Here is a 12,534-nt window from a genome sequence, read left to right on the forward strand (position 1 = left end):
TCCAGATGTTACAAATCAAGATGAAATGGCCAGCGGCACCCGTTTGTCTCAATCTGTAACATCTACTCGGCAAATAGAGCTCTATCTGTTACAAATCGAGACGAACAGAAGACACCCGAATCGAAAATCTAAATCTGTAACACCAGGCCCACTTTTAGCGGCCAAGATGTTACAGGTCGAGACAAACCGAGAACCGCCACAAAGGTGCCTGTCCCCTTTGTGGCGGTTCTCGACAAAAAAGAAGCCGCCCCATTAACAGAGGCGGCATCAAGCAAGTCTATTTATTAGCGTCCCTCAAGACCCAACGAGAACGCAGAAATGTAGCCCGGGGCTTACCCTTTCCCGAACGCGACCCTCGCGAAGCGCGTGAGCGGGCGGGAAAGGGTAAGCCCCGGGCGGACAATTAAGTGCGTTACTCGGCAGCGGCCTTGAACTTGTTGTAGTTGATCAGGCAGCCGGCCTTGACGATGGCACGCTCCTCATCCGTCATATCGGCAATGTAGAGCTCAATCTGCTCGACCGCACCATCGGCGCGCACCACGTAGGCGGCGATGTTCTGCAGATCGCCGTCGAGCGCAGCGCGGATACCCGGCACAAAGACGTAGTCACCCACCTCAAAGTTGGGCTCGGCCTCCATCTGGAAGGGCACCATGCCCCAGTTCATCACATTGGAGCGATAGCGCTTGGTGGCGTACTCGTGGACGATGTTGGCCAGACCGCCAATCACGCGCTGGCAGCTCGCAGCCTGCTCGCGGGCAGAACCGTCACCGGGCTTCTTGGCATAGAGCATGGAGCCGTACTCGGTCGCCTTGGCATCGGCCACGACGCCGGCGCCGGCCAGCGCCTCAAACACGCCGGCAAGCTCAGCATCGAGTGCCGCCAGATCGCCCGCCGCCTCGCCGGCAACGCGGCGCTTCTCCACGGCGTCGACCTCCTTGGAACGACCCACGTAGGCCGGATCGCGGCGGCTGAGCGTAAACTCTGCCAGGCCCAGCGGGTTGGAGCGGAAGGAGCTCGTCTCGCCCGAGGGAATGAGCTCGTCGGTCGTGGTGACCGGGTCCATGATCTTGGAGCACACCTTGAGCAGGATATCGTCGCCGAGAGGCTCCATTGCGGGCCACGGCTTGATGTTGGGACCTTCGACCAGCTCGTCGGCAGGCTCGGCCTTGCCAAAGCCCCAGTACACGCGCTTTTTGTACGGCGCGTCGTCAAAGGTGTACTCGCAGGCCTCGTCCCAAGTCTCCTCGGGCAGGTCGGTCGCCGGCGTCAGGACGCCGCCGTTGGCAGCCGTCGCCGCAATGGAGCGAGCGTCCATTAGGGCCACGGCGCTCAGCTGACCATTGCCCGGCTTGGAACCCTCGCGGTTGGGGAAGTTGCGCGTGGTGTGACGGATCGAAAGGCCGTTGTTGGCAGGCGTGTCGCCGGCGCCAAAGCACGGACCGCAGAACGCCGTGCGCACGATCGCGCCGGCCTCCATAAGGTCGTAAATATAGCCACGGCGCGTAAGTTCGAGTGCCACGGGCTGGCTCGTGGGATAGACCGACAGCGAGAACTCGCCGCAGCCGGTGTTGGCGCCCTTGAGCACGCGGGCAGCCTGGACCACGGAGTCGTAGTTGCCGCCCGAGCAGCCGGCGATAACGCCCTGTTGCACGTGCAGCTTGCCGTCGACGATCTTGTCGAGCAGGCTAAAGTGCGTCTTGCCCTCGCCGATCTTGGCGGCCTCGAGCTCCACCTCATGCAGGATGTCCTCGAGGTTCTCGTTGAGCTCCTCGATCTCAAAGCCGTTGGAAGGATGGAATGGCAGCGCGATCATGGGCTTGATGCTCGACAGATCGACCTCGACGCAACCGTCGTAGTAGGCGACATCGGCGGGCTTGAGCTCGCGGTAGTCGTCGCCGCGACCGTGCATGGCCAAAAACGCGTGCGTGTCCTCGTCAGTGGCCCAGATGCTCGACAGGCAGGTGGTCTCGGTGGTCATGACGTCGACGCCGTTGCGGTAATCGGTCGTCATGCTCGCGATACCCGGGCCCACAAACTCCATGACCTTGTTCTTGACATAGCCCTTGGCAAAGACGGCACGGATGATGGCGAGCGCCACGTCGTGCGGGCCGACGCCGGGACGCGGGGCGCCCGTGAGGTAGATAGCGACGACGCCGGGATAGGCAACGTCGTAGGTGTCGCGCAGCAACTGCTTTGCCAGCTCGCCGCCGCCCTCGCCCACGGCCATGGTGCCCAGGGCGCCATAGCGGGTGTGCGAGTCGGAGCCCAGGATCATCTTGCCGCAACCGGCGAAGTTCTCGCGCATAAAGGAGTGGATGACGGCGATGTGCGGCGGGACGAAGATGCCGCCGTACTTTTTGGCCGCGGAAAGGCCAAAGACGTGGTCGTCCTCGTTGATGGTGCCGCCCACGGCGCACAGCGAGTTATGGCAGTTGGTGAGCACGTAGGGCAGCGGGAACTGCTCCATGCCCGAGGCGCGCGCCGTCTGGATGATGCCGACAAAGGTGATGTCGTGGCTCGCCATGGCATCGAAGCGAATCCTGAGCGCCTCGGGGTCGCCGGACGTATTGTGTGCCTGGAGGATCGAATACGCGATGGTGCCGCGCTTGGCATCCTCGGGCGTCTGCGTAATACCGCGCTCGGCAGCCTCGGCCGCAGGCACAACCTCGCTGCCGCCGCGCAGGTAGATGCCGTCCTCGTACAGCTTGACCATACTGTCTCCCACTCTGCCCAAAAGATTTGGGCGCATAGCATGCATTCGTTCAATATCGTGCCATAGAACGGTTGCGAATGGGTTACGAATCTGCACGTTCACTTTATCTCGGTAAAGTACAGGACGAGCCCGATGTGGATCAGCAGATTTGGTGCAAGAGCGTCCCTTTCGACTAGTTATTTAAGAACGTCCCCAATGACTACTCCGGCAACACCGATGCTTTGGCAACGACAGCGAGCGGGCCCCAATGACTACCAACGACTACTGCATCCGGAGCAAGGCAACGCCGCAGGTAGAGGACGGACAGCGAGCGGGCCGTATTTCCAAAGTGAGGAACGTCCCCAAGTGCCGCATCCGGGCCATGGCAACGCCGATATTTTGGCGCGGACAGCGAAAGCCCGCCAGAGCGAGCAAGGTGCCTTGAAACAAGGCGGCATTGATCTTTTGATCATGCCGCCGAAGTTGAAAGGCAGATTGCCGCTCTGACGGGCTTGCAGCGTCAACTGGTTACGCGGGTTGGTAAACCCGCGTAACTACAAATCCCCGCCGGCGCCCAGCAGCTTGCGCATGACCTGTTCGGGATTAACCGAGCCATCGCGCGGGGCCAGGGAGGTGATCTTCTTCTGCATCTTGTACTCGTGCAGCTCGTCCTCGAGCTGGCGCATGCGGGCGCGGAGCTTTTCGTTCTCGCGCTCGCGCTCCTCGGCACGCTCCTTCATATCGAGGATACGCACCACGCCGGCAAGGTTGATGCCCTCGTCGGTCAGCTGGTTGATGAGCTCCAGGCGCTCGATATCGGCACGCGAATACAGGCGCGTGTTGCCGCCCGAGCGCTGGGGGTTCACCAGGCCCTTGGACTCGTAGACGCGCAGAGTCTGCGGATGCATGCCGGTCAGCTCGGCCGCCACGCTGATCATGTACAGCGGTTTGTTCCTATTGTCCTCGGCCATGCTACCTGACCCCTTTCCGTCTCGTTATCGTCCATCATAAGCCCACGGGCGTGGGCGTGCACCGCGACCGTCCTAGAACGTCGCCTTGTAACGGTTGACCTTCTCGCGGTAGTCGCGCGTGTCGGCCTCGCGCAGCTTGGTCATGGCATCGCGCTCGTCATCGGATAGGTTCGTGGGAACCTGCACCTTGATCTCGACGAGCAGCGCACCCGTACGGCCACGGTGCTTAACGTCGGGCGCCCCCATCTCCTTAAAGCGGAACTTCTTGCCCGTCTGGGTACCCGCAGGCACTTTCAAACGGACCGTCGCACCGCCGGGCGTGGGCACGTCCACCGTGCAGCCGAGCGCCGCCTCGTAGACCGAGACCGGTACCTCCATGGTCACGTCGGCGCCTTTGCGCTTAAACAGCGGGTGCTCCTCCACATGCGTGGTCACGACCAGGTCGCCGCGCTCGCCGCCGGCGACGCCATACTCGCCGCGACGCTTGTAGCGTAGCTTGCCGCCGTCGACCGCGCCCGCGGGCACCGAGACCGTAATGGTCTGCTGCTCGCCTGTCGAGGGAATGCGATAGGTGACCTTGTGCGTCACGCCGCGAAACGCGTCCTCGGCCGTCACATCGACGGTCAGCGACAGGTCGCCGCCCTTGCGAGCGCGGCTGCGACCCGCGCCGGCACCGGCAGCGCCTGCAGCCCCGGCAAAGCCCGAGCCCCAATCGCTGCCCCAGGCGCCGTTGCCGCTAAAGATGCTGTCGAAGATGTCGCCCCAGCCGCTGGCACCCGCGCCGGCACCGTAGCCGCCGCCATACGCGCCGCCTGCGCCCGGCATGCCGCCAAACATGAGCATCTGGTCGTACTCTTTGCGCTTCTTCTCGTCCGAAAGCGTCTCGTAGGCCTCGCTGATCTCCTTGAACTTGGCCTCGTCGCCGCCGGCGTCAGGGTGATATTTTTGCGCGAGCTTGCGAAACGCGCTCTTGATCTCTTTGTCGGAGGCGCTCTTGGATACGCCCAGGATGTCATAGAAGGTTTTGCCTGCAGCCATCGTAGCTCCTCTCCTGTTTTATCCGTCGCCCAGCGGGCGGCGGCTCATGCTTTCATATGGCACTAGGCCAGAAAGGGCCCCGGGTGTTGCCCCGGGGCCCTTCTCAATTACTCCTCGGTGCTCTCGGCCGTATCGGCCGCAGCATCCTCGGGCGCCGCTTCGGGCTCCGGTGCGGGGCGCTTTTCGCCACCGTAGGTCACCGTCACCATCGCGGAACGCAGGATGCGGTCCGCCATGCGGTAGCCCTTCTGGTACACGTCGTTGACGGTCTCGTCGTACTGCGACGAGTCCTCGACACGACCCACAGCCTGGTGCTCGAGCGGATCGAACGCCTCGCCCTTGGGGTCGATGGGCTCAACGCCCTCGTGCGCAAACACATCGAGTAGCTTGGCATGCACCGCGTCGACGCCGTCGACGAACTGCTTAAAGTCGTCGGCAAGCTCTTGGCTGCGGGCATGGTCGATCGCACGCTCGATATCGTCGACCACCGGCAGCAGCGCAGTGACGAGCTTCTCTGTCGCGCGCTCACGCTCGGCGATACGCTCGCTGGCGGTGCGGCGACGGAAGTTCTCCCAGTCGGCCTGCAGACGGGCGGTGCGCTCGGTGGCGTCCTTCGCCTTGTCCTCGGCAGCCTTCTGAGCCTCTGCCGCAGCATCGAGCTCATTGCGCACGTCGGCAAGCTCCTTCTGGGCCTGCTCGAACTTGAGCTTAAAGTCGTTGTCGGCGGCTTCCTCACCGGCGCGGATAGCGGCTTCCACCATCTCGTCCTCGGTCATCGTCGCCTCCTTGTTGGAATCCTCTACCTGGTTCTCGACAGCCTCGGCGGCCTCGGCCTCGTTGGCCTCGGTATCGTCGACGGCCTCTACGGGAATCTTCACGTCCTTCTCCTCAGAGTCAACGGGGGCGGCTCCAACGGCAGCCGCCCCCGTGCGAGCTTTACGGGCGGACATGATTACTTGTCCTCGTCGTCCACAACCTCGTAGTCGGCGTCGACGACGTCATCGTCGGCATGCTGGGCGCCGGCGGCACCGTCGGTCTGCTGCTGAGCGTCGGCGTAGACAACCTGAGCCAGCTCGTAGGCCACGGACTGCAGGGACTCGCCAGCGGCCTTGATGGCCTCGACGTCAGAGCCCTCGAGCGCCTTCTTGGCATCGGCGATAGCGGCCTCGGCCTTGGACTTCACGTCGGCGGAAACCTTGTCGCCCAGCTCGTTGAGGGTCTGCTCGGTGGAGTAGCACAGGCTGTCGGTCTGGTTGCGGACCTCGACCTCTTCCTTCTGCTTCTTGTCCTCCTCGGCATGAGCCTCGGCGTCCTTGACCATACGATCGACTTCTTCGTCGGACAGAGCGGTGGAGCCGGAGATGGTGATCTGCTGCTCCTTGCCGGTGCCCTTGTCCTTAGCGGAGACCTTGACGATGCCGTTGGCGTCGATGTCGAAGGTGACCTCGATCTGCGGCACGCCACGGCGGGCAGCCGGGATACCGGTCAGCTGGAACTTACCGAGCGACTTGTTGTCGCGGGCAAGTTCGCGCTCGCCCTGGAGCACGTTGATCTCGACGCTGGTCTGGTTGTCGGCAGCGGTGGAGTAGACCTCGGTCTTGGAGGTCGGAATCGTGGTGTTGCGGTCGATCATCTTGGTCATGATGCCGCCCATGGTCTCGACGCCCAGCGACAGCGGGGTAACGTCGAGCAGCAGGATGCCCTCGACGTCGCCGGTGAGCACGCCGCCCTGGACGGCAGCGCCGTCGGCAACGACCTCGTCGGGGTTCACGGACATGTTGGGCTGCTTGCCGGTCATGGTCTTGACGAGCTCCTGGACGGCGGGCATACGGGTGGAGCCGCCGACGAGGATGACCTCGGTCAGATCGGAGAGCTTAAGGTTAGCGTCGCGCAGGGCGTTGGTGACAGGCTGCTTGCAGCGCTCGAGCAGGTCGCGGGTGATCTTCTCGAACTCGGCGCGGGTCAGCGTGTAGTTGAGGTGCAGCGGGCCGGACTGGTTCATGGTGATGAACGGCAGGTTGATAGTGGACTGCTGGGCGGCGGAGAGCTCCTTCTTGGCGTTCTCGGCGGCCTCCTTCAGACGCTGCAGGGCCATGGGGTCCTGACGCAAGTCGACACCGTTCTCCTGCTGGAACTTATCGGCCATCCAGTCGATGACGCGCTGATCCCAGTCGTCGCCGCCCAGGTGGTTGTCGCCCGAGGTGGACAGAACCTCAAACACGCCGTCGGCGAGGTCGAGGATGGAGACGTCGAAGGTACCGCCGCCCAGGTCGAAGACCAGGATGCGCTGGTCGGAGCCCTGCTTGTCCAGGCCATAGGCCAAAGCGGCAGCGGTCGGCTCGTTGACGATACGCTTAACGTTGAGGCCGGCGATCTTACCGGCGTCCTTGGTGGCCTGGCGCTGGGCGTCGTTGAAGTAGGCCGGGACGGTGATGACGGCGTCGGTGACGGTCTCGCCCAGATACTTCTCGGCGTCGGCCTTCATCTTTGCGAGCGTCATGGCGCTCACCTGCTCGGCGGTGTATTCCTTGCCCTCGATGTCGACGACGGCACGGCCACCCTGGCCCTCCTTGACCTCATACGGCACGGTCTTGAGCTCGGAGGTGCACTCGGAGTACTTGCGGCCCATGAAGCGCTTGATGGAGAACACGGTGTTCTTGGGGTTGGTGACCGCCTGGTTCTTAGCGGCCTTGCCCACGACGCGATCACCGTCGGCACGGAAGCCCACGACAGACGGGGTGGTGCGGTCGCCCTCGGCGTTCACGATGATGGTCGGAGAACCGCCCTCGAGAACGGCCATTGCGGAGTTAGTAGTACCAAGGTCGATACCAAGAATCTTGCCCATTAGAAATTCCCTCTCTCTTGTGCGTTTGCACCGACTCGGCGGTCTGCCAAGCGGTCTTTCGGTTTGTCTTTCAGGATGTAGTGTATCCCCTTATGGACCGGAATATACAAAATCTAAGTCAATTCATATAAGATTTCTTATCACTTAGAGTTTAGGTTCTCGAATACGCAGGTAGATGCGCTGATTGAGTTCTCGGCAAATCTATCGAGATCTATGTAGAGATGGCTGAGGTTTGGGCCGGGGGTGCCTGGGGCTGCTTTACGGAAAGCTCGTCCCGGTTTGAGTGTGGATTCCGGGTCGCAGTTTCCGTCTGAAGGCTCAACCGGAAACCGTATCCCGTTTTGAGAGCTGATACCGGGTCGCAGTTTCCGCTAGCGGGCCCAACCGGAAACTGCGACCCGTTTTTCGACCAGATAACGGGATGCGCTTTCCGAAAGCCCACTCAATTGCTCAATAATTCGAGTCACCTTTAGCTAACATTTGCACAGCTCACCAGCCTCACCTGTGCGTTTCTTAGTAAGCCTTGGCATACTCGGCGAATGGTATGAAGATGCCGGCCAGAGGGTATTGCAAACGGTCGCTCACGTGGTATGTTTTTGCCCGAATCAAACCGGCGCGCATCGCCTGTAGCGTCGGTCAACAGAGAGGAAACTACCATGGCTCATCCCGTAATTGATGCCGACGAGTGCATCGCTTGTGGCGTTTGCGTCGACTCCTGCCCCGCTGGCGTTCTGGAGCTCCAGGACGTCGCTACCGTTGCTGACGAGGACTCCTGCGTCGCCTGTGGCGCTTGCCAGGACGCTTGCCCCGCCGGCGCGATCACCGAGATCGTCGAGGAGTAACAGCTCTTCCACCTGCACACACTCAAAAGTACACCGTGCACAAACAAAAAGGAGGCCTCCGCATCGCCGCGAAGGCCTCTTTTTTGTGCGGATAGCTAATTTGGCACCGTCGCAGGTTGAGCATAAGTCAGCGAAAACGCCCCCAAGCGAGCAAGGTGACGTGAAAGAGGAGGGAAGCGTACTTTTGTACGCGACCGACGATTGAACGTCAGATTGCCGCTTAGGGGCGTTTGCAGCGTCGGCTACGACAGATCGTCTTCGTAGGGCATCAGGTCTGCCAGATAGCCCTTCTCCTTGAGCATAGCCTCGATCTCGTCGAGGGCTTGCTCATCCTCTGCCGCGATGCGATGGAAGTGATAGCCGCTCGTCACCGTTAGTAGTGGAAAGCTCTTGCCGCTCTCGATATCGTGCAGGTAGCGCTCAACATCGCGACGATTGCGGATGTCCAGGTCGGCCGTGATCTTACCGTACACGCGGTGGTTGACGATTACGTTGAGCACGGCGCCTCCGGCGTCGACGATACTCGTGAGCTCATCGCCTGTCTGCTCCACGCTATGGCGAACCTTGACCAGGCGCGTGGGCACGGCGGGGCTGCTGGGGGCCTCCTGCAGCACGTAGCCGCGATTGGTCGCCACGATATCGTGCCCATCGGCGCGCAGCAGGGCGATGTCTTGCACGACAACCTGGCGGCTCACACCCACCTCGCGAGCAAGCGTACTGCCGGAGACGGGGTCTTTGGCTCGCTCGAGCACGCCCATAATGGCACGGCGACGCTCGCGGGCGTCCATTATTTACCGTCCAGCAGACGCAGGTGCTTAAGCGAGAGGTCGAGAATCGGCGCAGAGTGCGTCAACGCCCCCGAGCTAATAAAGTCAACGCCCAGGTCGGCAAGCGCACGGATATTGCTGGCATCCACGTTGCCCGAACACTCGGTCTTGGCGCGACCGGCAATAAGCTCAATCGCGGCAGCCATGTCATCGTGGGTCATGTTGTCGAGCATGATGATGTCGGCGCCGGCCTCCACGGCCTCGCGCACCATGTCCAGGTTCTCGCACTCGATCTCGACCGTCGCGGTAAACGATGCATGGGCGCGCGCCATCTCGATCGCACGCGTCACGCCACCGGCGGCGTCGATGTGGTTGTCCTTGAGCATGACGGCCGTCGACAGGTTGTAGCGGTGGTTGCTGCCGCCGCCGATCTCGACCGCGGCCTTCTCGAAGACGCGCATACCCGGCGTGGTCTTGCGCGTGTCGACGAGCACGGTCTTGGTGCCCTCGAGCGCCGCAGCCATCTGGTGCGTATAGGTAGCGATACCGCTCATGCGCTGCAGGTAGTTGAGCGCCACGCGCTCGCCCGAAAGCAGCACGCGCGCATCGCCGCGTACCTGGCCCACATGGTCGCCGGCGTGCACCTCGTCGCCATCGGCAACATCAAACAGTACCGAGCTCTGCGAATCCAGCAGCTCAAAGGTGCGAGCGAACACATCCAGGCCCGCGATGATGCCATCGGCCTTGGCGATGAGCTCCACCGTGGCGGGACGCGCCGTGGGGCACACGCTCGCCGTGCTCACATCCTCAAACGTAATGTCCTCGCGCAGAGCCTGCAGAATCAGATCATCGACGACGAGCTTCATGGTAATGGGGTTCATGGTCTACTCCTCCACGGCCTGCGTGCCGGCGGCACGGGCCAAATCATCGATTGCCAGGGTGTCGGCGCTCAGGGCGCGATGACGGCCGTCGAGCGCGGGCTCGCCCGCCTGCTCCACGGCGAGCGACTGGCCGGTACGCATGTGCCACGCGGCGCGACGACCCCAGACCAGCGCCTCGAGCAGGCTGTTTGATGCAAGGCGGTTCTTGCCGTGAACGCCGTTGCAGGCCGTCTCGCCGGCGGCGTAGAGCTCGGGCATCGAGGTGCGGCCGTCCTTGTCGACCCACACGCCGCCCATAAAGTAGTGCTGCGTGGGTGTGACGGGAATGGGCTCGTCCAAGATGTCGCGGCCGTCCTCCAGGCAGCGTGCGCGAATGTTGGCAAAGTGTCCGGTTACCACGTCGCGCTCAACGGGGGCAAAGCTCAGCCACTCGTGCTCGGTACCATCCTGCTTCATCTGCTCGCGAATAGCGGCAGCGACCACATCGCGCGGCTGAAGCTCATCGGTAAAACGCTCGCCGGCGGCGTTGAGCAAAATCGCGCCCTCGCCGCGGCAGCTCTCGCTGATCAGGAAGGTGCGGCCCGGCTGCGGCGAGAACAGTCCCGTGGGGTGAATCTGCACGTAGTCCAGGTGCTCCATCTTAATGCCATGCTCCTGGGCAATGTAGCAGGCATCGCCGGTGAGCTGCGGGTAGTTGGTCGAGTGGTCGTACACGCCGCCGATACCGCCTGTCGCCCACAGCGTGTGGCGGGCATGGATCTTAAACGGCTCGCCGGCATGCACGCCCTCGGCGGCATTTGCCAGCTCGTCGGCGGGGCGAACCGAGTTGTCCTCGTCCACGGGAACGGCGACGACGCCGAGGCACGCCGTGGCGCCATCACGCTCGCCCGTCAGAATGTCGGTCATGGCCACGTGCTCCAAAATCTGCACGTTATCCAGCTTGCGAACGGCCTGGAGGAGCTTGGTCGTGATCTCCTTGCCCGTAATGTCGGCATGGAAGGCGATGCGCGGGCGACTGTGCGCACCCTCGCGGGTAAAGTCGAGGCTGCCGTCGGCCTTGCGCTCAAAGTCCACGCCCATGGCCAGCAGGTCGTTGATGACCGAGCGGCTCGAGCGGATCATGATGTCGACGCTCTCGCGGCGGTTATCGTAGTGGCCGGCGTGCATGGTGTCCTCAAAGAAGGCGTCGTAGTCAGAGCCTTCGGGAAGCACGCAGATACCGCCCTGCGCGAGCATCGAATCGCACTCGTCGACAGTGCCCTTGGAGAGCATGATCACGCGCGTGCTCGTCGGCAGATTAAGGGCCGCGTACAGGCCCGCCACGCCGCAACCGGCAATGACGACGTCGCACTCCATGTCGGGGCATTGTTTGGTTTCCACAGGAATCCTCTCCCTTGTAATGTGACATAAGGGATGGTCCCTCATGTCACATCGTTCTAGCGCGCCGCGTATTCGAGCATGCGGTCGAGCGTGAGCTTGGCCTGGTCGGCGGCCTCATCCGACACGCCGATCTGCACCTCGCCCTCGCCCGTCTCCAGGCAGCGCACGAGCTTTTCGAGCGTGATGAGATCCATGTTGACGCAGGTGGGCTGCACCGCGGGGAAGTAGAACTTTTTGCCGGTGCCCTGACAGCGGCGCTCGAGCTCGTAGAGCACGCCGCGGACCGTCACGATGATAAACTCGCTCGCGTCCGACTCCTCGGCATACTTGATGATGCCGGCAGTGGAGCCGATGTAGTCAGCCTCGGCCAGGACGTCGGCCTTGCACTCGGGGTGCGCCAGCACGAGAGCGTCGGGGTGTGCCTCCTGTGCGTCGACGATCTGCTCGACGGTGATGATGTGATGGCGCGGGCAGTAGCCGTTGTTGAGGATGACGTGCTTTTGGGGCACCTGCTCGGCCACAAAGCGGCCCAGGTTCTGGTCGGGAATGAACAAGATGTGCTGCTGCGGCAGCTCGGAGACGATCTTGACGGCGTTAGAGCTGGTAACGCACACGTCACTCCAGCTCTTGATCTCGACCGTCGAGTTGACGTAACACACCACGGCCTGGTCGTCGCCATATTCGGCGCGCGCCGCGTCGACCGTCTCGTGCTTGACCATGTGCGCCATGGGACAGTCCGCGCCCGGCTCGGGCAGCAGCACGGTCTTGGTGGGATTGAGCAGCTTGGCGCTCTCGCCCATAAACTCCACGCCGCACAGCACGATAGTCTGCTGCGGCAGGCTCTTGGCGAGCTTTGCCAGGTAGAAGCTGTCGCCGACGAAATCGGCCACAGCCTGAACCTCGGGCGCCACATAATAGTGCGCCAGGATCACTGCGTCACGTTGGGTTTTTAGCTGATGAATGGCCTCGACGAGCTCTGCGGGCACCAGTGCCGCGCGCTCCGTTGCCGTCGTTGCCGATGCCAGGCCGGCCGCGATATCGCGTGCAAGCTCCGATGCATCCATGTTCGCGCTCTGTGCCATCAAGGCCCCTCTCTTTTGGCGAATCTTGGGGCTTTA

10 protein-coding genes are annotated in these 12,534 nt (G+C 62.5%); 1 reads left to right on the plus strand and 9 read right to left on the minus strand.

Annotation, left to right across the window (positions count from 1 at the left end):
• Positions 1–412: 412 nt before the first annotated feature.
• From ACTNB2_RS03275 to dnaK, 5 genes are all read right to left on the minus strand, one after another.
• Positions 413–2,713 carry a hydratase gene (locus ACTNB2_RS03275; protein WP_441041758.1) on the minus strand — a complete coding sequence of 767 codons (2,301 nt, stop codon included), beginning with the start codon at positions 2,711–2,713 and terminating at the stop codon, positions 413–415.
• A 533-nt stretch (positions 2,714–3,246) separates the two neighbouring features.
• Complete coding sequence (locus ACTNB2_RS03280) at positions 3,247–3,663, minus strand: heat shock protein transcriptional repressor HspR (protein ID WP_427719306.1); 417 nt, start codon at positions 3,661–3,663, stop codon at positions 3,247–3,249.
• Between the two features lie 72 nt (positions 3,664–3,735).
• Positions 3,736–4,701 carry a DnaJ C-terminal domain-containing protein gene (locus tag ACTNB2_RS03285; RefSeq protein ID WP_154518131.1) on the minus strand — a complete coding sequence of 322 codons (966 nt, stop codon included), beginning with the start codon at positions 4,699–4,701 and terminating at the stop codon, positions 3,736–3,738.
• 107 nt (positions 4,702–4,808) lie between these two features.
• Positions 4,809–5,651 (minus strand): nucleotide exchange factor GrpE, encoded by an 843-nt coding sequence (locus ACTNB2_RS03290; RefSeq protein ID WP_441041760.1) that lies wholly within the window; start codon positions 5,649–5,651, stop codon positions 4,809–4,811.
• 2 nt (positions 5,652–5,653) lie between these two features.
• The gene (gene dnaK / locus ACTNB2_RS03295; RefSeq protein ID WP_441041762.1) at positions 5,654–7,546 is read right to left on the minus strand and encodes a molecular chaperone DnaK; all 1,893 of its coding nucleotides are present in this window, start codon (positions 7,544–7,546) and stop codon (positions 5,654–5,656) included.
• 590 nt (positions 7,547–8,136) lie between these two features.
• On the opposite strand from dnaK, the gene ACTNB2_RS03300 reads away from it, so the two are divergent.
• Positions 8,137–8,388 (plus strand): indolepyruvate ferredoxin oxidoreductase subunit alpha, encoded by a 252-nt coding sequence (locus ACTNB2_RS03300; protein ID WP_158564522.1) that lies wholly within the window; start codon positions 8,137–8,139, stop codon positions 8,386–8,388.
• A gap of 242 nt (positions 8,389–8,630) precedes the next feature.
• On the opposite strand, the gene ACTNB2_RS03305 is transcribed toward ACTNB2_RS03300, so the two are convergent.
• From ACTNB2_RS03305 to nadA, 4 genes are read right to left on the minus strand one after another with little or no spacing between them, the layout of a single operon-like run.
• Complete coding sequence (locus ACTNB2_RS03305) at positions 8,631–9,176, minus strand: transcription repressor NadR (protein WP_427719302.1); 546 nt, start codon at positions 9,174–9,176, stop codon at positions 8,631–8,633.
• A complete protein-coding gene (gene nadC / locus ACTNB2_RS03310; protein WP_427719300.1) occupies positions 9,176–10,036 on the minus strand; it encodes a carboxylating nicotinate-nucleotide diphosphorylase in 861 nt (286 codons plus the stop codon). Before nadC ends, ACTNB2_RS03305 begins: the two co-directional genes overlap by 1 nt.
• Positions 10,037–10,039: 3 nt before the next feature.
• The gene (locus ACTNB2_RS03315) at positions 10,040–11,416 is read right to left on the minus strand and encodes an L-aspartate oxidase (RefSeq protein ID WP_441041764.1); all 1,377 of its coding nucleotides are present in this window, start codon (positions 11,414–11,416) and stop codon (positions 10,040–10,042) included.
• 56 nt (positions 11,417–11,472) lie between these two features.
• Complete coding sequence (nadA, locus tag ACTNB2_RS03320; RefSeq protein ID WP_441041765.1) at positions 11,473–12,498, minus strand: quinolinate synthase NadA; 1,026 nt, start codon at positions 12,496–12,498, stop codon at positions 11,473–11,475.
• Positions 12,499–12,534: the final 36 nt, after the last annotated feature.

It is taken from the genome of Collinsella sp. HCP28S3_G2 (assembly GCF_052065125.1).
GTDB lineage: Bacteria > Actinomycetota > Coriobacteriia > Coriobacteriales > Coriobacteriaceae > Collinsella.

Bases quoted from the DNA above. Each gene is read 5' to 3' on its own strand.
- ACTNB2_RS03275 (WP_441041758.1), bottom strand. From the start codon at position 2,713: ATGGTCAAGCTGTACGAGGACGGCATCTACCTGCGCGGCGGCAGCGAG.
- ACTNB2_RS03300 (WP_158564522.1), top strand. From the start codon at position 8,137: ATGTTTTTGCCCGAATCAAACCGGCGCGCATCGCCTGTAGCGTCGGTC.
- ACTNB2_RS03305 (WP_427719302.1), bottom strand. From the start codon at position 9,176: ATGGACGCCCGCGAGCGTCGCCGTGCCATTATGGGCGTGCTCGAGCGA.
- nadC (WP_427719300.1), bottom strand. From the start codon at position 10,036: ATGAACCCCATTACCATGAAGCTCGTCGTCGATGATCTGATTCTGCAG.
- nadA (WP_441041765.1), bottom strand. From the start codon at position 12,498: ATGGCACAGAGCGCGAACATGGATGCATCGGAGCTTGCACGCGATATC.
- ACTNB2_RS03290 (WP_441041760.1), bottom strand. From the start codon at position 5,651: ATGTCCGCCCGTAAAGCTCGCACGGGGGCGGCTGCCGTTGGAGCCGCC.
- dnaK (WP_441041762.1), bottom strand. From the start codon at position 7,546: ATGGGCAAGATTCTTGGTATCGACCTTGGTACTACTAACTCCGCAATG.
- ACTNB2_RS03280 (WP_427719306.1), bottom strand. From the start codon at position 3,663: ATGGCCGAGGACAATAGGAACAAACCGCTGTACATGATCAGCGTGGCG.
- ACTNB2_RS03285 (WP_154518131.1), bottom strand. From the start codon at position 4,701: ATGGCTGCAGGCAAAACCTTCTATGACATCCTGGGCGTATCCAAGAGC.